Source organism: Maribacter aurantiacus (assembly GCF_005780245.1).
Lineage (GTDB): Bacteria > Bacteroidota > Bacteroidia > Flavobacteriales > Flavobacteriaceae > Maribacter > Maribacter flavus.
In genome coordinates, this window is the sequence record NZ_VBUK01000001.1 from 1,112,347 (window position 1) to 1,137,068 (window position 24,722).

Consider the following 24,722-nt stretch of genomic DNA (forward strand, 5'->3'; position numbering starts at 1 on the left):
ACTCCTAGAAATTGTTTTTTGCCAAAAGGATGATGCAGAAGACGATGCCTATGGCGGCGACCACTATGGAAAATTTAATGGTCATTATCAAAGGGGAATTTGGATTCTCCTTTGAGGTTATTTTATAATTGATTTTTTCCTTTTGCATTTTGTCTCTGGTTGGTGAACAAATGTATTCCCAAACAGTTAAAGAAATTAACTCTTTTAAGAATTTTTTGGCTTTTATAGCAATTATGGATCATCCTTTCAAGTGTTTGGGAACTATGTGTTTATGTCATAAATAGGTTCACAAATTTTTCTTTTTGGGCTAATATCAATTTCTTCTTGACCTTAACTTTAATAGGAAATAGATTTCCTATGTTCTCACTTATTTATCGATCTAAAGCAGCGAAGGGATTGCCCAATGAGGAAATACACGATTTAATGCGAAATGCGAGTCGGTTTAATGCAGCGCATGGGATTACCGGGTGCCTGGTTTATCACCGCCATAACTTTATTCACTTGTTGGAAGGGGAGGAAACCTTGGTGCGAAAGTTATTTGGTAGAATCAGCAAGGATGAAAGGCACGGCGAAATCGTATTGTTGAATCTGGAGGAGAACAAGTTTCGTTTGTTTTCCCAATTTTCTACCATCTACAACAACTTTGACGATGTGTCTGACCAAATTAGGCACAAGAAAATGTTGTTCCATCAAATCTTTCATGGGTCGGAAATTGTAAAATCGCCCGGATCTTCCAAATTAACGCTGTGGGCACACGTGAACAAACTTTTGAAAAAGGATACGAAGCTTTCGTTCGGCTAGTATAAAAACACTAAATTTCGAATATCGTCCAACACTTATAATAGAACATCGATTTACTAAAAAATGAAAAAACTAATACAGATTATCGGGGCGTGGTACGGCGCAAGAAAAATTGGGGGCGGTAAATGTGGTTGTATTGGAACCATCTTTGTTTTCCTTATACTTTACTGGATTTTTGGCTATGTGCTCAACTACTTTTAATCGGAAAGCGCATATTAAGGCAAAAAAAAACCGGGACTTGTCCCGGTTTTTAGCTTTATAAAGTTCTTGGACCCTTATTTGTCCATTTCGTCATATTCGAACTTTTGCCCCCCAATGGATAGGTCTGCCATCAAGCCTTTCTTTGGATTTGTAAATACGGCCACCCCATCTTTATAATTGGCATTTGCCGCAAAGCCCTTGTCGATTGCTATTGCCGTGGCATTTGCGGAGAGTTCATAATTACCGTCCTTAAAATCGTTCAAGGCCTCTTCGGTCTCAAAAAAGATGATTTCGGTAAGTGCCTGTCCTCCGGCCTGTAGTCCAATGTCCACTTTTTTCAAACTGGCCATTCCTTGTACCATACCATTTTCGTAAAGTACGCCGTTACCGGATGCACCTCCCACGATCAATCCTCCTTTTCCCACATTTGGGAAAATAACATATCCGGAAGAATTGTTGAAGAACCGGTCCATACCGTCCATTTTCTGAAGTTCCATTTTTGCCTTTTCCGCATCGGCCATTACTTGTTTGTCCTTATCGCTTTGCGCGAATATGTTTGCGGATGCTACCATCAATACGATAGCGACTACTGTTTTAAATTTCATACTATTAGGTTTTTAATTTTACAAATTATGGAATGAAATCTCCTGATTTTTATCTATCAACGTTCATTCACAGAATAAAAATAAGCACAATGGAAGGCTATCCCTGCCGTAATCAATTCTGTTATTGATTCTATAGATAAATACTTGATAAATAATAAATTACGATGTTAATGAATTGAAAAAATTAGCATATTATTAAGTTTTTTTGTTTTAACCTCCCAATTATTCCTTTAGTTCCTTGACATGTTTTGGAACGGAATATGCCTTCTTTTGGAAATGCATCAATAAACCCATCGAATACGTCATTTCAAACCACAATTAATGGGTAAATTGAAGTTATAAGTTGAATTTTTTAAAAATAGATATTATGAATAAGGAACAATTGGAAGGAAAGTGGAACCAGGTGAAAGGCGAATTCAAACAGAAATACGGAAACGTTACAGATGATGACACCACGTTCGCCGAAGGTAAATTTGATGAAATGCTGGGAAGACTTCAGGAAAAAACAGGAAAAAGGAAAGAGGAAATTAGAAAGGAAATAGAAACTTGGTAAAAAAAATTCTATGATAAAAGAGCCCTTGGATTTACTTTCAAGGGTTTTTTTGTTGCTAGTGTTCAACATTATAGCTTGACTCGAATCATACCCAATGAATCAAAAGGTCAGAATTCGTGACCACAATCATTGCTCCTGAACCTATTTTGATTTATTTTAAAAAATCGAATTAATACATTATAAAAATTGGCCTTGCTATGTGGACGACCATTATTCTGGGTATTTATATATTGATCACGCTGTCCATTGTTGTTGCAATTCTGCTTTATGGGGCCAAACCTTCCAAAAGTCTGGCTTGGTTATTGGCCATTTTTGCGATTCCCGTTGGCGGAATCATTCTTTACCTTCTCTTGGGCAGAAACCGGAGAAAGAATAAACTGATAGCCTTAAAAAGGAACCTGTTCACCAAACTTCCTAGTCCAGGAACGGACTTGGTGAATTCCTTTGAGGGAAGATACCGGAAATTGATGACCCTCTTCTACAATAACTCCCACTTTCCTCCGGTTGGGGACAATGATTTACAGCTTTTAAAGGACGGGAAGACCACCTTTGACGCCATTTTTAATGCTCTGGAGCAGGCACAGCGCGAAATTCATATACAGTATTACATTTATGAGGATGGCGAGTTGGCGGACAAATTATGGGTGCTTTTTAAAACCAAAATAGCGATGGGCGTTAAGGTAAGGATGATCTATGATGGTATTGGGAGTTTTTCCTTGAGCAAGGCCTATCTTAAAAAATTGCAGGTCATTGGGGTGGAAGTATACCCCTTTTTGCCCTTTAAATTCGGACGTTTTTTCTCCTCCCTGAACTATAGAAACCATAGAAAGATAATCGTGGTGGACGGACAAATCGCATTTACGGGGGGCATCAATATATCCGACAAATACCTCAAAGGCGACCCCGGCTTGGGCAAGTGGCACGATATGCACCTAAAAATAACCGGTCCTGCCGCCAATCACCTAAATCAGGTTTTTATGATGGATTGGTACCTGGTCTGTCAAGAATTATTGGAGCCCCTTGAAAACCCCACGGGCATTACCAAATCAAAAATCGATACCTTGGTGCAAATCGTTTCCGGAGGTCCGGACGATGATTTTCCCGCTTTGGAGCAGACCTATTTTTCCATCATCAATGCCGCCAAAAAATATGTTTACATCACGAATCCCTACATCATACCAAACCAGGCGCTGATTAAGGCCTTACAGACCGCGGCATTGGGTGGGGTGGATGTACGTCTCTTGGTATCTGAAAATGCGGATAACCGATTGGTCAGCTGGGCCGTACACTCTTATTTTGAGACTTTTTTAAAGTCGGGCGTAAAAATTTACCTCTTCCCGGACGGATTCCTTCACAGCAAGATCATCGTTAGCGACGATGCCATTTCCTCCATTGGAACGGCCAATCTGGACGATCGGAGTTTTGAACAGAACTATGAAGTGAACGCCATTATCTATGAAAAGAAGTTTGCGGAGTTATTAAAGGCCGATTTTCTAAGGGACAGTGGTACCGGTAACATGCTTACGTATGATGCTTATGTTGGGCGCCCTTGGACCAAAAAACTCAAGGAAGGAATCGGAAAAATATTCAGTCCGATATTGTAAAGGTCCAGTTTACAAAACCGGTCCTAAAAATCCTCGATAAAGATTAAATCCTGTTCTTCCAGTGCGGTGACCACCAATTTGATGTAATCGTTTATGGCCTTGTTTACATTGTTGGGGTCTGAGATTTCAATAATGCCCCGCCATATCATGGCGCGTTCCTTTCCTTCACAAATGCAGTACAAGGTGGTTTCCGCAAAATATATCTTGAACTTTTCATAGTAGCTGTTATCAAAATAGATATCCTGATGCTCCAGGTAATCATCGTTGAAACGTGATTGGCCCGAGTCCCAACGAGACACGGACTTCATGAAATTTTCCCTATTCTCCGAGCCCGTAATCTTGGTAAGGAGTATGGCATCGAAACCCTTGTCCAACAAACTCTGCTCCACCAAATCCAGTTCCTCTTGGGTTTTCTTGGAATCCGTAAAGGACACGTCAAAAACGTCCAAACTTTTCCAAGCCTCCACATCCCTTTTTTCGAATTCTTTTTGAAGTTTTTGTTCAAAGTCGGTTCGCGCTTCCTCGTTTTGTGTCATTCCTACCAAAAGGACTTTGTTGGCGTGGAAAAGTACGGTATCCGGGTCTTTCCAGTTTTCAATTAGACTAGTGGAGGAACATCCCATAAGAAGAACAGTGAAAACGAAAAGTATTTTTTTCATGACATGTACATTTAAGCGATCATTAAAGATATGCATTGACCCGAGTATTAAAAATGACAAAAATCATACGACGGTATTGATAGGTATGTACCCTTTCAACACATAATTTTTTCAGTTTCGTATTGCTTCGGGATGTGGCAATTCCAACCTTTTGTGTCTTTAAGTTTTACCCGTAAGGCATCCAGTGCACTGGGCTCCCCATGGATAAGGAATACCTTTTCCGGAATGTTTTCAATGGTATCTGTCCAATGCAACAATTCGTTTTGGTCCGCATGTGCGGAAAGACTTTCCAGAAGATGGACTTTTGCCTTTACCGGATAATACTTTCCGAATATTTTCAATTCATGTGCTCCATCCAAAAGTTGTCTGCCCCGGGTGCCTTCAGCTTGGAAACCAACCAACAGAATTTGGGTTGTTGTCCTATCAAGCATTTGTTGCAAGTAGGTAAGGACCCGTCCTCCGGTGACCATTCCACTGCCGGCAATGATAATTTTCGGTCTTTGATCATCAATGGTTTTCCAGGTATCCGCATAGGAAGTAATAATGTTAAAATGATGCACCATGGCATGGTATTCGCAAATTTTAAGAGTGTGCCAAGCAGGAAACCTCTCAAAAACGGAAAGTACATTGGAACCCATTGGACTATCTATAAAAATGGGAATGTTTGGAATTTTGTTCTTTTTAAATAGCATCCATAAAGTATACATAAGAGACTGCAAGCGTTCCACGGCAAAGGATGGAATGATAAGATTTCCCCTTTCCTGAATCGTCCGTTTTATTAAGGTGCTTAAAATTGTGGGAACGTCTTCCTCAGGGTGTAGTTTATTGCCATAGGTACTCTCTAAAAACAGGTAATCTGCCCATTTGGGTCGTTCCGGAGGGGATAAAAGAATGTCAGTAGTTCTTCCAACGTCCCCGGAAAACACAAATAACTTTCCAAAAGCTTCCAATTCGATAAAGGTTGCCCCAATGATATGGCCATTAAACTTAAATCTGGCCCTGACATTTTGTGAAAGGGATATCCATGAATCTTTTTCACAGGTTTGGAAAAAGGTAAATGTTCTTTCCGCATCCTTTGTAGAATAATAGGGCTCCGCAGGTGAATGTTTGCTGTAGCCCTCTTCATTGGCCAATTGGGCCTGTTCCTCCTGAATTTTTCCACTATCCATCAAAATAATCCGTGTGATGTCCAAAGTGGGGGCGGTTCCAATGATTTTACCTTTAAATCCTTCTTTGAGCAATCTTGGCAAGTATCCGGTATGGTCCAAATGTCCATGGGTCAACAACACAAAATCTATTTTTGATGCGTCTATGGGCAAAGGTTTCCAATTGATCTCCCTGAGTTCCTTCAATCCTTGGAACATGCCGCAATCTACCATAATATTTACGTCTGGGGTTTCCAGATAAAATTTAGAACCTGTAACGGTGCCACTGGCTCCAAGAAATTGAATCTTGATATTATTCATGGCCTAAAGATTACAGAGTTGACCAATATCATCCAATATTTTGGCTTTTCGGTTTGGGGATATACCCAAATGATCAAGGAAGAATTTATCCTTAAGGAGTTGCCGACATAGGACCACATCCCTACTGAGCAGGAATTGTTTTTCTCGATTGCTTAAAAGCGTGGAGACCGTGATGGGATATAGTCCCAGGCGATCAATGCGGTCCTTGAGACCTTCATTTTTGGGATAATCCCAGCTTAGAAGGTATAGGTTGGCACACGTCCCATATTTTATGGCATCTTGTGTGAAACGGGTGTTCGTAACCACCCAACCCTTTTCCAGTATATTCTTTTCTCTCTTTCTATTTACCCAGTGCTCCTTGATATCATTGTACCTAGAATGTATGTAGAGGGGGATTTTTACATTGCAGTTGAGTCCTTTATCGCCGTGGAACTTGCATTCAATAATGGTGGTGCATTCATTTTTTTCGGCCAGTACATCTATTTCATGGGTTACACATAGACCTTCTAAAAAAACGCCCACTTCAACCTGGTACCCCGAGTATTTTAAAATGGCGGCCACGAACCGTTCAAAAGGGAATCCCGTAGGTCCCAACTCATAGATGGCTTTTTTTAGTTTGTACTTGGAAGCAAAAACCGACTTCCTCTTTTTTAAAAGTGCATAGGCACGATTGTAGATTTCATTTGTAGTGATTCCCGGATAGATTTCATCCCGTACCTTCGTCACAATATCCTCCACCAATTCATGGTCCGCCCCACTATGTTTAAGCGAACTTCTTAGTTTATCCATGGAGAATTGTACTCTTTCCCCAGAAGATTTTTGTACCTCAATGTTAGATTCCTTCATATCATTTTTTTAGTTGAATCTCAACCTCCGGTATTTTTAGAAGCTGAAGGGTGGTTGAGGCCAAGGTTACCTTACCTTTTGTTTCCTTTAGGGCCTTTTCAATATTTGAAAACAATCTGTTTTTGGTATCCCTTCTTAATTTGTAATCCGTAATGTAGCGTAAGTTCAAAGCTATCCAATTATCGGTAAGTTGAACGGCCAGGGTGGGTTTTATCGTTGCATTTTCAATATAATAGCGTTCCACCATCTCCTGCCATTTTGCCTGGGATTTTTCGGTATATTCCGATAATATTTCATTTGCCTTTTTCAATATTAGGGATTGGGCAAGTTCCATATTGGAACCGTAAGTAATCAGAATATTAAGCTCATCCCAGACAAAGGGAAAATCCATGGAATAATTCTTAATGGGGCCTTTAAATACGAATGCATTGCTAATTTTTACTATTCTTCCGGAATAATTGTCGCTACTGACCCATTCTCCTATTTCCATTAGGGTGGTGTAGATACTGTCTATATCGATAACATCACCTTTGATATTATTGATCTCTATTCTATCACCAGGTTTATAGACACGCACAAAAAAAATATAAAATGAACCTGCCATGCTTAGAATAAGTTCCTGGAGGGTAAAGGTGATTCCGGCGGTAAATAAACCAATGACAAGGGTGTAGTCCTTAATGTCATCCACTGTGAAAGCCATGAAGACTATAAGCAAAATGAGAAAGTAGCCAATGATTTCTATACCTTTTTGAGCTTTGTATCTAATGATGGTATCCTCTATTCGCTTTTTGAGGGTTTTTCTTAATAAACCTATGATGATAATAATGAGCACAATCCACAATCCAAGTTTTAGGAACTTTAGGACCGTAGGGTTCTCAAAAAGCGCAAGAAAATGTTCCATGGGCGATCGGTTTATCTATTGTTGAAGAAGTCTCTAATGAGGGCCTTTATTTGATTAGCGGTCATACTATCCGTTTTTTTTACTGCAACTATTTTTCTGTTAATTTCAGGATAGTTTTCCTCCAGTTCCTTTTTTAGTTTCTCATTAATATCCGCTGGGCCAAAAAGTGCCAGTGCATCACAGTCGGCTACCGCATGGGCCACCTCCTTGAAATATGTTTTAAATTGCCGTTTTTGTTTTTCCAAATAATTCCTTTCATGGGTTATATCTTGGGTTCCACCCCATTTGACCCTTGACCCAGAGGTGCTGGTTCTGTTGAAAAATTCAACACCGGAATTTATTTTGTTCAAAGAGTCTCCGTTTTCATTCAAACGAACGATCAAAGCGTTTTTGCTGTCCAACCAAATACCTATATTTTTCATCTGTTTATTTTTATTGTTTGTCATAGGTCATGCTTCGACTACGCTCAGCACAGGGTTGCAATTATTCACATCATTTCATTTTGTTTTCATAGGTGTTCATGAATCATTGATTTCGCCACAAACCATCTCAATGGGTATTAAGACTTGATATTGCTCATTTCATATCCATAATTTTTATTTCATATAAATTAGGATAAAGAAGCTAATTAAAGTATGATAATTGTCATTCCCTATGCGGTAGCATGAGAAAGGGTACTGTTGAATATATACTTAAATCCAAAAGTACTGGTTTTTTAAGCAACCGCTCAATTAAACTCTTTTTGGTGTGTACCATGGAGAAAATATCTACCTCGCTGTTTTTTACAAAACTGTCAATAATCTGAGCTTTATCTGCAAACTCAAAAATTGAGGTGAAACTAGGATTAAAGTCATTAAAGGAAATTTGCAATAACTTTTTATTGGATGCTTGGAGGGAAGACAAAAATTCCTCTTCGATGATGTGTACAATATGTACCGATGCATCAAGCATTTTAACCAAATGCAAAAGAGGTTTTATGGTTTTTAGATTGCAGCCCTTTTTCAAGTCCGAAATGAAAGCTATTTTTTTTGGAAGTTTGAACTCCACTTCCTTCGGAACGGCCATGAGTGGACATTTCCTTAAATCCCTGATGGTTTGTACCGTATTGCTTCCCATAAATATTTCCTTGGCCCCTGTAGTTCCTTTGTTGCCCATAAACACTATATCTATACAAAAATTTCCTATGGTTTCATAAATGACCTCACCAAGGAATCCTTGCTTGGATAGCATTTTAAATTCGTGCAGTTCATTCTTATCGTCCAAGTGGATTTTATGGAAAGTCTTTTTTAAATTCTCTATGGACTCTTTTTCCAATAGGTCGATTTTTTTATCGTTGACATTAATTTGTTTTGGCAAAAGACCTATCGGTTTTTTGAAAACATGTAGAATAAAAAAAATACAAGACTGGTTTGCCAAAAGCTTGGTAGCATAGAAAAGGGCGTTATAAGCCTCATCTGAAAAATCAGTGGCCACAAGAATTTTAAGGGTCTTCATAAGGTCAAGGTTGTGGAATGACCAAAAAAGGAACCTTTACATGAAAACCGATTTTCTTAATGATGGGTTCTATGAACAAACGCTCCAAGAACGTGTGCTTATTTTGAATCATACATAACATATCGATTTTGGTACTTTCCTGAAATTTATTGATCGCGGTGATGATCTCGTCACCTTCAACCTCATGAAACTTCCCATTGCTTCCCAACATCTTTTTTAGGGTTTGCTGGTTGGATAATTGCTTGGAATCCAATTCCAACTGTGTGAATACGTGCATCACGTGAACCTGGGCATCATGCCCTGTTGCGATATGCAACATCGCAGCAAGTTTTTCCCCTGAATAATCCACTTCGTAATCCGTTGGGAAAAGGATGGATTTTGGGTCCTGATATGCATAGCCTTGGGGAATGGCCAATACCGGGCATTTACTGCTCCTAATGGCGTGTACCGTATTGGTTCCAAACAATATTTCCTGGGCACCTGTGGCACCTTGGGTACCCATGATGACCAAATCTATGTCCTCGGCTTCCGTCATGTGGCTTATTTCTTCGGTGAGCATATTAAAGGCGGAATGGGTGACAAAGGTGTGAAGCGGATTTTTGTACTCCGTTTCCAGTTTTTCCTTCAGCTCGTTCAAATTGTTCTTGGAATCTTCCCGGATCATATCCCCAAGACCTATTTGGCCAGGGCTCCCCAACAAATATTCCGTATGATAAACGGGCGGCATATAGGTGTTCAGGAGAAAGAAGGTACACTTCTCATTTTTGAAGAGCGATAATCCATAGTCAATTGCCTTGAATGAATTATCCGAAAAATCCGTGGGTAATAATATTCGTTTCATCTTTTTATTGTTTTTAGCGATTGCGTGTGGTCTGTCGAACCAATTACTTTCCAGATATTTTGTGGGTTATCTTGACCTAAATCGGCCTTTAAGATTACGTATATAAGTTACGAATTCCTGTGGCCAAATTCCATGATTTTTGTCAGGTATCCATCTTTCAAAATTTAGTAACTTGTATAATGGAGTTGGTTTGAACCCAATATCATGACTTAATTAATAATTCGTCAAATTGACAATTGATCGTGTTATTTTAAAACAGAAAATTTAAACGTGTGAAAAGCTCTTTTAAAAACATCGTGGATTCTGATGTTCCCGTTTTGGTCGATTTTTATGCCGACTGGTGCGGACCTTGCAAAATGTTGGCCCCAATTCTTCAACAGGTGAAGGATGACTTGGGGGATCGTTTGAAAATCGTGAAAATAGATGTGGACAAAAACCAAAAATTGGCCACTAAATATAATGTTAGGGGCGTGCCTACCATGATGCTTTTCAAAAACGGAAAGCAGTTGTGGAGACAGTCAGGTGTGCTCCAAAAGAACGATATCCTAGAAGTCATTAGGGAGCATTCCTAAGGAGTGATCCCAATTTTTTCAAGCTACTTTTCCGGAAGGAACAATACAGGAATCGTGGAGTGAAAGGCTATTTTCTTCACCACGGGTTCCCCAATTACCTTCTCCCAAAACGTATGGTGATGCCGTATCATCCCAAGTATATCGTACGCGCGGTTGGCAGTATGTTGACCTATGGTATAGGCCGTGCTGGACTTGAAGGGCAGATCGGTAAAAGTAAATTCCATGCCAGACAACCGTTCTTCCAATATAGCCTTATTGGTTTCTTGTGTTTCGTTCAGGACAAATTCCTCGGCAACATGGATTATCTCTATGTTGGCATTCCAAATAGTTGCCATTTCCAGGAGACTGTCCAATTCAAATTTATCGTAGCCCTTCATAAAATCCGTCGAAAAAATGACGGTTTTCAACTTTTGGAAATTAAAGGAATCCGGTACCGCCAAAATGGGGACATTCGTTAGTTTGTTGAGCACTTTTACCGTATTACTGCCCAAAAAAACCTGTTTAGCCCCTGTGGCACCCTGAGTACCCATGATAATCAGGTCCGCATCTTTTTCCTGTGCTATTTTATACATTGCTTCCTCTAGTGTGCTTTCCACAGAAACCGTCTCAAAACTATGATGCGGGTTTTTGTGGTTTTTTTCCAGGTAGGTAAGAATTTCTTTCAATTCCTTGTTCGACTGCTGTGAAAGTGAATCGTAAATGACGTCCAACCTTTTGTGGCCTTGTGCCCCCAAAGGCTTTAAAACACTTGGTTCGTAGGCGTTGACGATATAAAAATGGCAGGTAACATCGGCATATATCTTGAGGGCCGTAAAAATGGCATTCCAGGCATTTTCCGAAAAATCCGTAGGTAAAATTATTTTTTTCATGACTAAAATATTACGATTAACGAGGTAAGTTCTGCAATACCATAAACGGAATTACCGGGTTTAGGGCAATTTGGTCCACCGTGGAGCGGTAGAGCATATCCTCCAAAAAGGAATGTCTGGAATTAACCATGACCAACATATCCATTTTGTGTTCATGGGCGTAGTCCATTATGGCGATTCCCTTATTCTTTACCTCGGTCCTGGTAAAGCTTAAATTGGCATTTGGCAAAGACCCTTTTAGGAACAACCGATTGTCCTCTTGTCTGTGGCTCAAATCCTCAAAATCCGAAATGTAGAGCGAATGGACTTCGGACTTAAATCGGCCGGCCAAAGTATCCAATAGTTTTAGTTCCCTTCGTTTATAGGGAACCATATAATCTGATGGGAACAATATCTTTTTTGGCTGTGAAAATGTATAATCACTAGGAATGGCCAAAACCGGGCACTTTACATATTTAAAGACCTGAACGGTATGGCTTCCAAAAGTGATGTTCTTGTCAGCTGTTTGCCCTTTGGTTCCCATTAATACCAAGTCAATGTTCTTTAAGTTGACAAAGTCGTTAACACCGTCTACGAGAGATTCGAATACGGAAATAGACTCAAAACGATGCCTTGGATTATGTTTTTCTTTTATATTCTTTGAAATTATTTCCCCAAGCTTTTTTTCCGAAGCTTCATGGAACTTTTTCTTCTTAAAATCAATTCCCTCTGAATCGGGGCTCATTGCGTAGAGCTCATCGGCATACGCATGCATCAAATAAAAATTGGTGCGGTCGCATTTGAATAGGTCTAATGCAAAAGTGATGGCATTTTCGGCACTATCAGAAAAATCGGTCGGGATAAGAATGTTTTTCATTGCTCTTGATTTAACACCTTTAAAATTAATGGTTTCCCATTTTTAAAAGTATGACATTTATCATGCGATATACATAGGCACCTTCATAAGACACGCTTTAAATATTTGATTTTTAATGATATAAATCATGTTTTTTGTTTTCATATCAACGTACATTCAATGAATAAAACAGTTAAGCCATGAATAGAACAAAAGAAAACAAAGCAATTATGGGTACCATACTTTGGATGGTTCAGGAGACCTATAATAATCTGGTTGATTTTAAAAACCAAGAAAACCGGGAGGCTTTCAATAAGGAATTATTGCGTTTGATGCCACAGGTTAAAAATTATGTTGCTATAAGGTTGAAGAACGCAATACGTGCCGGTAAATTAAATAAGGGAATGTTCGATCCCAATGACTTTACGGACCAATTGTTTATTGAAGTTTATGACAATTGGGAACTTGTGAAAAATGAATATGGCCTTCGCCCTTTTCTTTTTAAAAAAGTAGATGACCTGTTAGATGATCGTTTGACCGAAGAGGAATTTGATCACATATTTTTTGAAAACATTGACACCTATTCCAAAAAGGAGTGGGATGCCATGGAGGAAGATTTTAGTACCGATGGTGATGGTGATTTGGTTCTATTGGAAGAGTTGGACGATAGTTCCTTGGACAGGACCAACTATTCATTGGACCATGTCTTTATAACCGAAGAGGAAAAGGGCCTTGCGCAAAAACTGGATGAAAGTTTGGACAAGGAGCGGGTTGAAAGGCATATGGATATGGTATTGGGTAAAATGTCCTTGCCCATGAGGTGCGTATTTGAATTATACACAGATCAAGGTTTCACACCAGATGAAATTGCAGATATGAGGAATACCACCTTGGAGGAAACAGAAAACCTTTTGTCCAGCGCCAGAGGATTATTGAAAAAAAGTTTCGTTAAGCGTTTTTTAATCGATAGCAACTAAGCAATACAAGATTTAGGCGACGCTAACCCCAAAAAAATGTCCTACCAAGGCGGTCAACCCCATGGCTATGGTACCCCAAAAGGTTACCCGGGCAACCGCATTTAGGATGCTTGAACCACCTGCTTTTGCCGCCATGGCCCCCAAAAGCACCAGGAAAAAAATGGCAAATCCATACAAGTAATACTCCATGTTTTCCAAGGGTAGAAAAAGTGTAACTAAGAATGGAAGTATCCCACCTATGGTGAATGCGGCGCCTGATGCCATGGCTGCCTGTAAAGGATTGGCTGCACTAATATCGTTGATTCCCAATTCGTCACGAATATGGGCTCCCAAGGCATCATGTGCCGTGAGTTCCTTGGCTACCGTTAGGGCAGTTTCTTTCTTTAAACCCCTTTCCTCATAGATTTGTGCCAAGCGCTTTAGTTCCAAATTAGGCATTTCCTCTAATTCCTCTTTTTCCCTTTTTATATCCGCTTTTTCCACATCGGTTTGTGAACTTACGGAGACGTATTCGCCGGCTGCCATTGATAAAGCCCCGGCAACTAGGCCCGCCAATGTTGCCAAAACCACTGGTTCCCTTATTTCACTGGCCGCAGCTACGCCAATAGCAATACTGGCTGTAGAAAGAATGCCGTCATTGGCTCCCAAAACTGCCGCTCGTAACCAATTGCTACGGTGTATATAGTGGTTGTCCAAGTAATTATCTAATTCGTTAGGTTCGGACATGGTTATTTTATTTAAAATGAAGGTTTTGGTCGTTACTTAATTCCTATCAATTAAAAGTATAAAATTTATTGTGGTGGCCCGATTGCTTCCGGTCAATTAATTCTTTCGAGAGACATTCATAGATTTTATCATACCCTTCCCTTTCTGCCAAATTTTGTGGGCTTTATCCTTTTTTCATTTTTGTCAGGTAGGACGCACCATATTTCAATAATAGACTCACAATCTGCATTCTATTGATATATGCAGCTAGTGCCAATGGAGATAAAGCATATTTGGAATGTTTGTTTGCCAAATTTTCCGTCAAGCGCCCAAGATAGCTCTTAAATTATGAGTTTTGGTCTGTAATAATCGTCTCATGAAAGGAAAATTTTTTTAATTCGATCGCTTTTTGAAATACCTCCTGTGGCCCGCCGTAGGCTATCATCAAAAATACTTAACTATAATTTTCATCCTTTAAATCGAGTACTTTCGGATTTTGGAAATCAGTTCAATTACTTCTTTGACAGATTTTGATTTTTAAAATCAGCTTGGGGCTAAATGCAATTTTCTTGATGAGAATAAGCTATAATTGATTGAAATGTAATCTTTTATATAAAATTATGGATTCTAATCTCAATTCCTAAAGAATTGTTAATCAAAGTCAGTTGTAATCCGAGGTACATTTATAAGGCGTATATATTTAGAGCTTACAAAGTGGGATGTAAAGTTCGCCCGTTGCCAAAAATCGTTAAAGAAAAACTGTATTTTGTTATTCGGTTTTATGGAATGTAAATATTTTAGAGGTTTATCTAATTTGAATTGGAAACGTGAAATTTGAGTTCACTTATGAAGTTGAAAAAGTTGTCATGGAAGTGGTAAAAAGGACCATGGATTCCATGGATATCCCAGTGGAACGAATTCATGAAGATTCGATTATACTATCTGGGGAAATCGAGGAAAAGGAGATGCAGGCACTTTCCAAGGGTTTGGCCCCCTATGGAATAAAGATCAATACCGGCAATACATTGTCATTACTGGATCAAATAAAGGCCCTTATAAAAAAATATGTTCGAGGGGATTATGATAGGAATATTTCTATATCCAAAATGCTTTCGGATGAATTGGGTTACAGTTATTCATACCTATCCAACCATTTTACGTCGAAAACCTTTACTACGATTGAAAATTTTTATGTGTTGATCCGCATTGAAAAAGTGAAGGATCTATTAATGCAAGAAGATAAAACATTGTCCGATATTGCTTTTAGCCTAAATTTTAGCAGTGTACCTCATTTATCCGGCCAATTCAAGAAGGTTACCGGTTTGACGACAACACAATATTTGAAAATAAGAAATAACACTATAAACACCATTTAACGGAAAATTGTATGAATAAAATGAAAATTTTGCTGGTAGACGATGATGAGGACGACAGGGAGTTTTTTGCCGATGCCTTGGTAGGAGTTGACTTAAATACCCAATTACAGCAATTGGACAACGGGAAAAGTTGCTTGGATTACTTAAGGCAGCAAATGGAGAATTTACCCAATCTAATTTTCCTAGACCTTAACATGCCGATAATGAACGGATTTGAGTGTTTGACCGAAATTCGAAAGAATCCGTTGCTGAAGGATTTGCCCATTGCAATTTATTCCACTTCGTCGTCTGACAAGGATATTGAACGCACATTTCTGAACGGTGCCAATATCTACATCAAAAAACCTTCCAGTTTTGAGGACTTGAAGAAATCCCTGGCCCAAGTGATAAAAATGAATTGGGCCTATCATATGGATGATTTTAAGAAGGAAAACTTTCTATTAAGAATTTAAAAACCCATATTTAATAGGTGTCCTTGAGAATTCTTTTAGATGGACAAATTACAAGTTACCCAATAAATTTCCCAATGATATGCCGGACAGAATTGAACTGAGAAACCGAATTTCAGAGTTGGAACTGTCCAACTTATTTAGGGAGAAAATCTTGGATCGTAGCAATAATGTTATTGCCTACTTAGAACCACTTTTCAATGATAGGGGTGATATAGAGGATTTTACCATTAAGTATGTCAACAACCGTATAGAGGAAATCACAGACTTGAAAGTCAATGAAATGATTGGTTTGCGATGGTTGGATTATGACCAACAGGTTATGGAAAACGGCGTTTTTGACAGGGCCAAAAAATGCTATTCCACTGGGGAAACTATCAATTATACGGCCAAATTTGTCTTTGGAAGTTTGGCGGTATGGTTCAGTGCTAGGCTGGTTAAACTAGAGAATGGGGTGGTCAATTTTTTAAAGGATATTACCAAAGAAAAGGAATACGAGCGGCAATTGGAGATACAGAATAAGTTGCTCCTAAAAGCTGAATATGTTGCAAGCACGGGCAGTTTTCGATGGGATTTAACCAATGGCACGTTGTCCCTTTCCGAGAACGTCTATAAACTTTTGGGCTACGACGCTCCTTTTGCTGCGAATCCAACCCTGGATACCATATTGAAATTTGTGCATGAAAAGGATATGATATGGGTCAGGTCGATCATAGCAAAAACGCAGGAAACCAAGGAAAGGATCGATATAACCTTTAAGGTCAAAACCAGAACAAGGGAGGTAAAATATATCAATACGATCGGGGAGTATTATCCAACCCAAAATAATTGGTACATGGTAGGTGTTTTTAAGGATGTCACCAGACAGATAGAACACGAATCCCTTTTGCAAGCCAAAAATGCCGAATTGAAAAAGATAAATTCTGACTTGGAGGCCTTTAACCGTATTGCAAGCCATGATTTACAGGAGCCCCTGCGAAAAATTCAGATGTTCATTAGTAGATTGAATGTGGAAGAAAGGGAAAGGATGGGGCCCAGATCTCAAAATTATCTTGAAAAGATAACTTCTTCAACGGAAAGGATGCGCAATCTAATCTCCAATTTGTTGTCCTATTCCAGAATAGAGGATGTGGAGGACAAGCCCACAAAAATCGACCTTAACGAAATCTTGACCAATGTGTTGGAAGATTTGGGCGAACGGATCTGTGAAACAAATGCCTCCATCAAGGCGGATAAACTTCCGGAAATTAATGGGGTTCAATTTCAGATGGAACAACTTTTCTCAAATCTTATTGGAAATTCCTTAAAATACATGGCAGCAGAAACCGTTCCAGTGGTTGCCATTAAGCACAGCAGCATAACGGTTGACGCCTTAAACCAAATCCCCAAGCTTACAGCAGGAACCTATCACAAGTTGGAATTTATTGACAACGGTATTGGCTTTGATGACCAATACGGGGAAAGGATTTTTGAGATTTTTCAAAGGCTGCACGGTAAAAATGAATATTCAGGTACCGGACTTGGATTGGCCATTTGCAAAAAAATCGTGGAAGCGCACAATGGAATAATTACGGCGACCAGCAAGAATACCGAAGGAGCCGTATTCACGGTTTATTTGCCCTCGTTATCTAAATAGCGCCATTCCCCATTTAAGTGATAACGGAATGAGATGTTATAACAGAAACAGAAAATGTTATAACATAAATCATCGGTTAATCAAGATTTTTGGGATTCAAAATAATAGGTGATTCTAACATCACTTTTTAAAATCTTAAATCAGTCAACCATGAACACTACACACGCAAAATTAAATCAGCTTAACAATAGTCTAGGAGGAAGTATTTCCATATTCGATACGGAACGTATATTGATGTTCGATAACCATAAAGGAACCGGGCGCATCCAGTCCGTAGAGCTGGAATCAGGTATTGGGTATAGCCAATTCGATATAAAGACTACGGAAACAGTCAATTTAAACCTGAAAAACCCTTCCACACGCGGTTTGTTTTTCATTTATTGTCTAGAAGGAAATTTTACCCTAAAGTTACCTGCGAGTAAGTCTTCCATTGAGGTGGATTCTTTAAGGACGGTAATTCTTGGGGGTATGGAAGAGGAAGTGAATATCGAATTGGAACCTGGAAAGAAGGTCCATTTTTCGGTCATTCAAGTTTCTGATGACTATACTTCCGAAACTTCAGTTGAGAAAACCGAAAAATTAAAAAATCAGTTGTTTTCCCAATTTTTAAAGAACAAAAAATATGAATATGTTGGAACGGTCAATCTAAAGATTAAGGAGCACTTGCTTCAAATAAAGTCTATTTCCCAAACCGGTGTGGTTCGAAAATTATTGATCGAAGGGCTTGTGCACTTTACTTTGGCATTGGAGATTTTACATTATAAAAGTGATAATTCCAAAAAAACCTTACATGATTCCACATTGACAAAGCGGGAGATGTTGCGCCTTGAGGAAGCCATCGAGGAAATTAGGGCAAAGCCGGAGTTTCCTTATTCCATAGACTATTTTGTTAGAAAATACGGACTATCCGCAGCAAAATTACAATCTGGTTTCAAGGTGTTTACAGGCTCTACAGTGGCAAGTTGCATTAAAAACCAGCGCTTGGATCTGGCTGAAAAATTAATTCAGGAAACCGACTTGAACGTCTCCGAAATTGTATACACCATTGGTTTTTCCAGCCGTAGCTATTTCTCCAAAATATTCAACAAACGTTTTAAGTGTTCCCCCAAAGTGTATTTGACGAAAGCGCGTGGCACCAAGCTCTCAGCCTAAATTTTTTTAGAAAGATTGAAACAATGATTTTTGGTTCAAATAAATATGGACAATTAATTCAAACTTTTGGGATAATGAATAGCGAAGCGGACCGATAACTTTAAATAAAAATGTCAAATGATGAGCGAACCAATGCAGCATAAAAAAGCCCACCTCTACATTGAGGTTAAAAAGGATATTGAGTCCAGATTACAACTCTTGAATTTATGGAAGAAAAGTATCCGCACACAGTTCGATTTAATCCTGTCGAAGAACCCTATCGATGAGATTAAAGATCTTATATTACAGATAGATGAGGCTATTTCAAAAAACATAAAATTAAGGGATGCCATTTATATTGAAGAGAACCAAGATTTGAATGGTAGGGCAAGAGGACAATTGAATTCCTTGATAATAAACTCTTTGGGAGTTTTGAACGATAATGCGGAAAGGGAAGTGGAAACTTTAAAAACGGCCATGTCCTATATAGGTATCAAAATAACCGATGAAGGCTTGTCCTTTTTTAGGAAAGCGGTCTAATTACTAATCTTGTGTAGTTGATTAGTGTGTTTGTGCCTCGTTCAAACATAAATCCTTCACAATGGACCAAAATATCCGTACCGATGCTGAATCTGCCTTATAAAATGTAGAAAGCGTTATAAGGTTCCTTTCAAAATCTATCAGACTTTCAGAAGTTTTACCGGAAGTTTTAGGTGAGAAGAAGGCCATGTGCCACCCTTTGAATACTTCTTTTTCTGCGGGACCTTCCCATACAAGATTTACATTGGTATGTCTTTCGTCCCCTTGAATTTTTTTCAAGAGGTCAAAAATTCCTTTTTTCGCCCCGTGCAGCGTCTGTACAAAAAGTCCGTTGTGGTATACCAAACAACCGGTTATGGAGTGGGTTTTGTTGAATTCATTGGCGGTTTTAAGAATATCGTTCAGGTCTTTAAGAGAAACATTCTTTTTTGCCTGGGAAGTGTAGGTTAGTTCGTGCATTTAGCCAATGGATTTTGACGCCCAAAGTAATATAAATTTGGGTAGGAACTTACGTATTTCGGAAGTTTTTATTGACCCAAAAATTGAACGAATGTGTTCATTGAACAAATAAGATTTTCTCTTTATCTCAATCCTACAAGAGAAAACTTTAAAACAATCTAAATTGAAATTAGAAATTGAGGTTCAATTTTGGTCGTACCTTTGGACATTTGAGCTAAATGAGAAAGACATTTATGCAGTAAGGTCTTCAATTGATTGAATGAAGAAGGTTTCTTTAAATAAAGGGTAGCTCCCATTTTTTTTAGTCTTTCTACATCTTTTTCATGAAAAGAGGTGGAGTAAATGATTACTGGAATATTCGAGAACGACTCTAAATCCCGAATGTCGGCCAGGCATTCGAATCCGTCCATCATGGGCATTTTTAAATCCAAGAAAATGGCATCGGGTTTTTGGTGCTCACTGTTCAATAAAAAAGACATGAGGTCTACCCCGTTACTAAACTCCTCAATTGTAGTGGCAATAGGAATTTCACCTAAGGCATCGGAAAAAAATGCTCTGTCGTCACTATCATCGTCCGCCAAATAGATTCTTTGTATGGTCTGGCTCATTTATGCATTCCTAGTTTTTGATTGGGTGCAAGATATCATCGAATAGAATTCCTAGGTACAGCAATACGTTTAATTACTAACTCAAAAAGAATTATGTTTTTTCTATAGGAAATCCATCGGTCCTAAAAATATGTCCAAAAATTGTTTGGAGGCACCCAAATGTTTGATCAGGGTTCGTTATTTTTACTTTAGAACTCCATATCATTCCAAACATACTAAAGGTTCAACCATGTATATCAAAAACTCCGTTAAAGCGCTCCTTTTTTTATTGCTTATCAATGTTAACCTTATCCATTCCCAAAACCCCAATTTTTCGGGTATTGCCAAGGACCTAAATGGCTTGGAGTTCCGTGCTATTGGTCCGGCACTTATGGGTGGAAGAATTGCGGATATTGCCGTAAGCCAAAAGGATCCAAGTATCTGGTATGTTGCCGTGGGGTCCGGCGGTGTGTGGAAAACGCAAAATAACGGAATAACCTGGCATCCCGTTTTTGAAGATCAGTCCTCCTATTCCATAGGCTGCGTGACCATTGACCCCAACAACTCCCAGACTGTTTGGGTAGGAACCGGTGAGAACGTAAGCGGCAGACATGTAGGCTGGGGAGATGGTATCTATAAATCGAACGATGGAGGTGCCACCTGGACATCCATGGGTCTGGAAAATTCCGAGCATGTAGGAAAAATATTGGTGGATCCCAGAAACAGCAATGTGGTATTGGTGGCCGCTGAAGGCCCATTGTGGTCTTCGGGCGGGGACCGCGGTGTCTTTAAAACCACCGATGGCGGACAGACTTGGAACCAGGTCCTTAAAATTGACGAGCATACGGGTGTTACCGATATTGAGTTCGACCCGGAAAATCCAGATGTTGTCTATGCCGCGGCCTACCAACGAAGAAGGCACATCTGGGCCCTGCTATCCGGTGGACCAAAATCAGGAATCTATAAATCCACTGACAACGGTGACACCTGGACCCAAAAGACCACAGGGCTGCCCAAAGGGGATATGGGCAAAATAGGATTGGCAGTTACACACGCAAATCCAAATCTGGTATATGCTACCATTGAAGCGGATGCTGCCGAAAAGGGATTTTACAGCTCGGCCGATAAAGGAGAAAGTTGGGAAAAACGCAACGATTATATATCCGGAGGAACGGGACCACATTACTATCAGGAGATCGAGGCGTCACCAACGAATCCCGATTTGATCTATCAAATGGATGTCTTCATTAGGGTAACCCGGGATGGCGGCAAAAGCTTTAAGGTTTTGGGCACAGGTCGTGAAAAGCATAGCGATAATCACGCTCTTTGGATCGACCCGAACAATGGCAGGCATTTGCTCGCAGGAACAGATGGCGGACTTTACGAAACTTTTGATGAGGGCAGTACATGGCGGCATTTTCCAAACCTGCCCATTTCACAGTTTTACAAGCTTTCCTTGGATAATGCCCGTCCTTTTTACAATATAGTGGGAGGCGCGCAGGATCTAGGCACCTTGATCGGCCCCTCCCGGACGATGAATACTGAGGGCGTTCGCAATCAGGATTGGTATGTGCCTTTGGGCGCGGATGGTTACGACAATGCGTTCGACCCCACGGATCCCAATACTGTCTATATGGAAATCCAGGAAGGCAATTTGTATCGGCATGATAGGAAAACGGAGGAGGGAATGGATATTCAGCCCCAGTCAACCGATGGTATGGCCGACAGATGGAACTGGGACAGTCCGTTATTGATCAGCCCCCACAATAACAACAGGATATATTACGGCTCGCAACGATTGTGGCGTAGTGACGATAAGGGAGATTCCTGGCAACCGATAAGCGATGATTTAACGACCAATAGGGTACGTTATGAATTGGATATGATGGGCAGGGTCTGGAGCGTGGATGCCCTGTATGACACGGGAGCCATGTCCAAATATGCCACTTTGACCTCTATTGCAGAATCTCCTAAACAGGAAGGTTTATTGTATACGGGTTCCGATGACGGATTGATCTATGTAAGCGAGGATGGAGGCCAGACCTGGCGGAAAAGTGGGGCCTTGCCCAAAGTTCCTGAGCTTTCCTTTATAAACGATATCGAAGCATCCGCTCATGATCCAAATGTTGTGTTCGTTAGCGCGGATGTCCATAAAATAGGGAATTACACCCCGTATTTGTTCATGAGTACGGACCGTGGCCGTTCGTGGACTTCCATAGTGGGCGACCTGCCCAAGGAGACCATCGTATGGGTTATAAAGCAAGACTATGTCGATTCAAACCTATTGTTCATTGGCACGGAATATGGCATTTATTTCTCCCCGAATAAAGGGACAAATTGGATTCCCTTAAAATCAGGAGTGCCCACGATTCCGTTTCGGGACATCGAATTGCACCCAAGGGACAACGACTTGGTGGGAGCGTCCTTTGGAAGGGGATTTTTTGTACTGGACGATTACACCCCGTTACGGGGATTGGGTAAAAAAATATCGGATAAAAACAATCAACTATTCCCGGTACGGGATGCGTGGTGGTACGTACCAAATGTCCCTATGCAGGCCAAGGGCATGCCCACTTTGGGATCCACAAGCTTTGCCACGGACAATCCGCCTTTTGGTGCCACATTCTCTTACTGGATAAAAGATGTGCCAAAAACGGGCAAGACCTTACGAAGCGAAAAGGAAAAGGAGCTGAGGTCGAAGAAAATGTCGGTTCCCTTTCCAGGCTGGGAAGCCCTGGAAGAAGAAAAGGGACAGGAAGATGCCAAGGTGCTCTTTTTGATATCGGACCAAAACCAAGAACCTGTACGATGGTTGCAAGGCAAGTCCGGTAAAGGGCTACAACGTACCACGTGGGATTTGAGGCGTTCGGCGCCCAACCCCATAGATTTGTCCGTTCCGGATTTTAGGCCGCCTTGGGCGGGAGAGGACCAAGGTCCTTTGGTTTCACCGGGCACTTACAGCGTTCAAATGTATGTGTTGTTTGACGGGGAATTGCAACCCCAGGGAACACCGGAAAGCTTTAAGGTGGTACCCGTACACAATGAAAGGGAAAATATGGCACATGGGGACATTCAGCTTTTTCAGGATAGAACGGCGGAGCTTTCCAGACAAATTTATAATGCGGGCGAAAAATTGGGTGAATACGGTAATCAGATCAGGCACATGAAGGAAGCCTTGCTGAAGACCCCTTTGGCCAAGGAGACCCATTTCAATCAGTTGAAGGAGTTAGGGCTTGAGATAAGTTCCCTACGAAAGGCTTTATATGGCAATCCCGTAAAACAATCCTTGGACGAGCCCACGCCTCCTTCCATTAGATCTAGGGTAGGACAGGTAGCAGGGGCTCATTGGGAAACGACACAGGAACCTACCAAAACACAAGTGACGAACATTGAAATCGCTTCAAAAGAGTTCAATACCTTCAAACAAGCCTTGAAGGAATTAAATAGTTCCATGGAAGCTTTTGAAAAAACCTTGGAGGAATTAAAGGCACCCTATACACCCAATAGAAAGTTATAAGTCTTGGACGATGTGTTTTTCAACGGAAGAGTTTGGCGATGTAAAATTGGTAGAGACCTATTACCGTTTGGATCACAACTATGTGTATGCCGAACCTGAAAATGAATACAACCGTTATTTTAACAATGGATTCGCGCACAATCGGTCCTGGATCATTACGGAAGAAAACCCGAACATATTAACCAATGCCCTATGGGGAATCATACCCCATTACAAGTTCCATATAGAACCGCAAGAATATTATAAGGATACGATAAAATATGGGTCTGGGCTGAACGCGAAATCAGAAAAACTTTTCAACTCCGCCAATTACAAAGGCTTCAAGAAATGTATTGTACCGCTAAAGGGATTTTTTGAACCCCACACCGCAAGAAATAATTTTAAAATCCCTTTTTATTTTAAGCGAAAAGACGATAGCCCGCTCAGTCTGGCGGGGATTTACACTACCATCTCCGACGGCACAGTTACATTCTCCATACTTACAAAAAGCGCGACCCCATTGTTCCAAAAAATCCACAATAAAAAAAACAGGCGACCGGTAATTTTACAGGAAATGGATATTGAGGTTTGGCTGGACCCCAACTTGAAAGAGGCAGAAATTATAAACGTGATCGAGGATGATCTACCCGATGAGGAATTGGAGACTTGGCCGATCAGCAAGGACATCTATAGGGGCAATTTGGGACAAAGACCGGATATTACTTCGCCAGTTTCCTATGCGGAATTGGAGATAGTATATTAATAAACACTTTGACAGCATTCAGGATAAAGCTCTCGTCCAGTTTTGGACTTGGATAAAGATTATATAAAAAAAGGGCCCTCAATCTCTTGAAAGCCCTTTGTTTGCTAGTAGCGGGAACTGGACTCGAACCAGTGACCTTCGGGTTATGAGTTCAAGTAAATGCCCAAAATCCCCTTTATTTTAACCAAATATTATTTAAAACGTGTACGTTTTTGGGTACTCTAGTTAGTAATTCAATGACAATTATAATAAATTCTCAATAATTATTCAGTGTAATTTTTTTTTAACCATATATTTTTTTATTATTGCTTAATCGATAAAGCAAAATGGATTGCACTTTTGCATTTTTTTTAAAA

27 protein-coding genes are annotated in these 24,722 nt (G+C 40.0%); 13 read left to right on the forward strand and 14 right to left on the reverse strand.

Annotated elements, in window-relative coordinates; genetic code table 11:
* Positions 1-4: 4 nt before the first annotated feature.
* Complete coding sequence (locus FEK29_RS17895; RefSeq protein WP_161595313.1) at positions 5-148, reverse strand: hypothetical protein; 144 nt, start codon at positions 146-148, stop codon at positions 5-7.
* 209 nt (positions 149-357) lie between these two features.
* Here FEK29_RS17895 and FEK29_RS04725 point away from each other — a divergent pair, with 209 nt between their 5' ends.
* Both FEK29_RS04725 and FEK29_RS18040 read left to right on the forward strand, forming a co-directional pair.
* A complete protein-coding gene (locus tag FEK29_RS04725) occupies positions 358-801 on the forward strand; it encodes a BLUF domain-containing protein (protein WP_138257216.1) in 444 nt (147 codons plus the stop codon).
* Between the two features lie 63 nt (positions 802-864).
* Positions 865-1,002, forward strand: coding sequence for a hypothetical protein (locus FEK29_RS18040; protein WP_162850207.1), 138 nt, complete (start codon positions 865-867; stop codon positions 1,000-1,002).
* 74 nt (positions 1,003-1,076) lie between these two features.
* Here the strand turns inward: FEK29_RS18040 and FEK29_RS04730 are convergent, their stop codons facing one another.
* Positions 1,077-1,607: a lipid-binding SYLF domain-containing protein gene (locus tag FEK29_RS04730; protein ID WP_138257217.1), complete on the reverse strand. Its 531-nt coding sequence runs from the start codon at positions 1,605-1,607 to the stop codon at positions 1,077-1,079.
* Between the two features lie 367 nt (positions 1,608-1,974).
* Between FEK29_RS04730 and FEK29_RS04735 the strand changes: the two genes are divergently transcribed.
* Positions 1,975-2,160, forward strand: a complete 186-nt coding sequence (locus tag FEK29_RS04735; protein ID WP_138257218.1) for a CsbD family protein — start codon at positions 1,975-1,977, stop codon at positions 2,158-2,160.
* 197 nt (positions 2,161-2,357) lie between these two features.
* On the forward strand, positions 2,358-3,764 hold the full coding sequence (gene cls / locus FEK29_RS04740; RefSeq protein WP_138257219.1) for a cardiolipin synthase: 1,407 nt from the start codon (positions 2,358-2,360) through the stop codon (positions 3,762-3,764).
* A gap of 23 nt (positions 3,765-3,787) precedes the next feature.
* On the opposite strand, the gene FEK29_RS04745 is transcribed toward cls, so the two are convergent.
* The 7 genes from FEK29_RS04745 to FEK29_RS04775 all read right to left on the reverse strand — a co-directional run bounded on the left by FEK29_RS04745 (position 3,788) and on the right by FEK29_RS04775 (position 9,971).
* Entirely contained in the window at positions 3,788-4,423 is a 636-nt protein-coding gene (locus FEK29_RS04745) for a hypothetical protein (protein ID WP_162850208.1), read from the reverse strand.
* A gap of 95 nt (positions 4,424-4,518) precedes the next feature.
* Positions 4,519-5,889: an MBL fold metallo-hydrolase RNA specificity domain-containing protein gene (locus FEK29_RS04750; RefSeq protein ID WP_138257220.1), complete on the reverse strand. Its 1,371-nt coding sequence runs from the start codon at positions 5,887-5,889 to the stop codon at positions 4,519-4,521.
* Positions 5,890-5,892: 3 nt separating this feature from the next.
* Complete coding sequence (locus FEK29_RS04755) at positions 5,893-6,735, reverse strand: ATP cone domain-containing protein (RefSeq protein WP_138257221.1); 843 nt, start codon at positions 6,733-6,735, stop codon at positions 5,893-5,895.
* A 1-nt stretch (position 6,736) separates the two neighbouring features.
* Positions 6,737-7,636, reverse strand: a complete 900-nt coding sequence (locus tag FEK29_RS04760) for a mechanosensitive ion channel family protein (RefSeq protein WP_138257222.1) — start codon at positions 7,634-7,636, stop codon at positions 6,737-6,739.
* Positions 7,637-7,647: 11 nt separating this feature from the next.
* Complete coding sequence (locus FEK29_RS04765) at positions 7,648-8,058, reverse strand: hypothetical protein (protein WP_138257223.1); 411 nt, start codon at positions 8,056-8,058, stop codon at positions 7,648-7,650.
* Between the two features lie 223 nt (positions 8,059-8,281).
* Positions 8,282-9,130: a universal stress protein gene (locus FEK29_RS04770; protein WP_138257224.1), complete on the reverse strand. Its 849-nt coding sequence runs from the start codon at positions 9,128-9,130 to the stop codon at positions 8,282-8,284.
* A 4-nt stretch (positions 9,131-9,134) separates the two neighbouring features.
* Positions 9,135-9,971 carry a universal stress protein gene (locus tag FEK29_RS04775; RefSeq protein ID WP_138257225.1) on the reverse strand — a complete coding sequence of 279 codons (837 nt, stop codon included), beginning with the start codon at positions 9,969-9,971 and terminating at the stop codon, positions 9,135-9,137.
* 272 nt (positions 9,972-10,243) lie between these two features.
* On the opposite strand from FEK29_RS04775, the gene trxA reads away from it, so the two are divergent.
* Positions 10,244-10,543, forward strand: a complete 300-nt coding sequence (gene trxA / locus FEK29_RS04780; RefSeq protein ID WP_138257226.1) for a thioredoxin — start codon at positions 10,244-10,246, stop codon at positions 10,541-10,543.
* A 23-nt stretch (positions 10,544-10,566) separates the two neighbouring features.
* On the opposite strand, the gene FEK29_RS04785 is transcribed toward trxA, so the two are convergent.
* Positions 10,567-11,412, reverse strand: a complete 846-nt coding sequence (locus tag FEK29_RS04785; RefSeq protein ID WP_138257227.1) for a universal stress protein — start codon at positions 11,410-11,412, stop codon at positions 10,567-10,569.
* A 16-nt stretch (positions 11,413-11,428) separates the two neighbouring features.
* Positions 11,429-12,268: a universal stress protein gene (locus FEK29_RS04790; RefSeq protein ID WP_138257228.1), complete on the reverse strand. Its 840-nt coding sequence runs from the start codon at positions 12,266-12,268 to the stop codon at positions 11,429-11,431.
* A gap of 179 nt (positions 12,269-12,447) precedes the next feature.
* Between FEK29_RS04790 and FEK29_RS04795 the strand changes: the two genes are divergently transcribed.
* Positions 12,448-13,224 carry a sigma-70 RNA polymerase sigma factor region 4 domain-containing protein gene (locus FEK29_RS04795; RefSeq protein WP_138257229.1) on the forward strand — a complete coding sequence of 259 codons (777 nt, stop codon included), beginning with the start codon at positions 12,448-12,450 and terminating at the stop codon, positions 13,222-13,224.
* Between the two features lie 12 nt (positions 13,225-13,236).
* Here FEK29_RS04795 and FEK29_RS04800 read toward each other — a convergent pair whose 3' ends face one another.
* Positions 13,237-13,950, reverse strand: coding sequence for a VIT1/CCC1 transporter family protein (locus FEK29_RS04800; protein WP_138257230.1), 714 nt, complete (start codon positions 13,948-13,950; stop codon positions 13,237-13,239).
* 845 nt (positions 13,951-14,795) lie between these two features.
* On the opposite strand from FEK29_RS04800, the gene FEK29_RS04805 reads away from it, so the two are divergent.
* The 5 genes from FEK29_RS04805 (at position 14,796) to FEK29_RS04825 (ending at position 19,061) form a co-directional block, all read left to right on the forward strand.
* Positions 14,796-15,305, forward strand: a complete 510-nt coding sequence (locus tag FEK29_RS04805) for a helix-turn-helix domain-containing protein (protein ID WP_138257231.1) — start codon at positions 14,796-14,798, stop codon at positions 15,303-15,305.
* 11 nt (positions 15,306-15,316) lie between these two features.
* Positions 15,317-15,757 carry a response regulator gene (locus tag FEK29_RS04810; RefSeq protein WP_138257232.1) on the forward strand — a complete coding sequence of 147 codons (441 nt, stop codon included), beginning with the start codon at positions 15,317-15,319 and terminating at the stop codon, positions 15,755-15,757.
* A gap of 79 nt (positions 15,758-15,836) precedes the next feature.
* On the forward strand, positions 15,837-17,390 hold the full coding sequence (locus tag FEK29_RS04815) for a sensor histidine kinase (protein ID WP_138257233.1): 1,554 nt from the start codon (positions 15,837-15,839) through the stop codon (positions 17,388-17,390).
* Between the two features lie 150 nt (positions 17,391-17,540).
* A complete protein-coding gene (locus tag FEK29_RS04820; protein ID WP_138257234.1) occupies positions 17,541-18,542 on the forward strand; it encodes a helix-turn-helix domain-containing protein in 1,002 nt (333 codons plus the stop codon).
* Between the two features lie 132 nt (positions 18,543-18,674).
* Entirely contained in the window at positions 18,675-19,061 is a 387-nt protein-coding gene (locus FEK29_RS04825; protein ID WP_138257235.1) for a hypothetical protein, read from the forward strand.
* Between the two features lie 21 nt (positions 19,062-19,082).
* Here FEK29_RS04825 and FEK29_RS04830 read toward each other — a convergent pair whose 3' ends face one another.
* Both FEK29_RS04830 and FEK29_RS04835 read right to left on the reverse strand, forming a co-directional pair.
* Positions 19,083-19,520, reverse strand: coding sequence for a BLUF domain-containing protein (locus FEK29_RS04830; protein WP_138257236.1), 438 nt, complete (start codon positions 19,518-19,520; stop codon positions 19,083-19,085).
* Between the two features lie 158 nt (positions 19,521-19,678).
* The gene (locus tag FEK29_RS04835; protein WP_138257237.1) at positions 19,679-20,128 is read right to left on the reverse strand and encodes a response regulator; all 450 of its coding nucleotides are present in this window, start codon (positions 20,126-20,128) and stop codon (positions 19,679-19,681) included.
* 229 nt (positions 20,129-20,357) lie between these two features.
* Here FEK29_RS04835 and FEK29_RS04840 point away from each other — a divergent pair, with 229 nt between their 5' ends.
* Together FEK29_RS04840 and FEK29_RS04845 are read left to right on the forward strand one after the other, a co-directional pair.
* Entirely contained in the window at positions 20,358-23,624 is a 3,267-nt protein-coding gene (locus tag FEK29_RS04840; RefSeq protein WP_138257238.1) for a WD40/YVTN/BNR-like repeat-containing protein, read from the forward strand.
* A 10-nt stretch (positions 23,625-23,634) separates the two neighbouring features.
* Complete coding sequence (locus FEK29_RS04845; RefSeq protein WP_138257239.1) at positions 23,635-24,366, forward strand: SOS response-associated peptidase; 732 nt, start codon at positions 23,635-23,637, stop codon at positions 24,364-24,366.
* Positions 24,367-24,722: the final 356 nt, after the last annotated feature.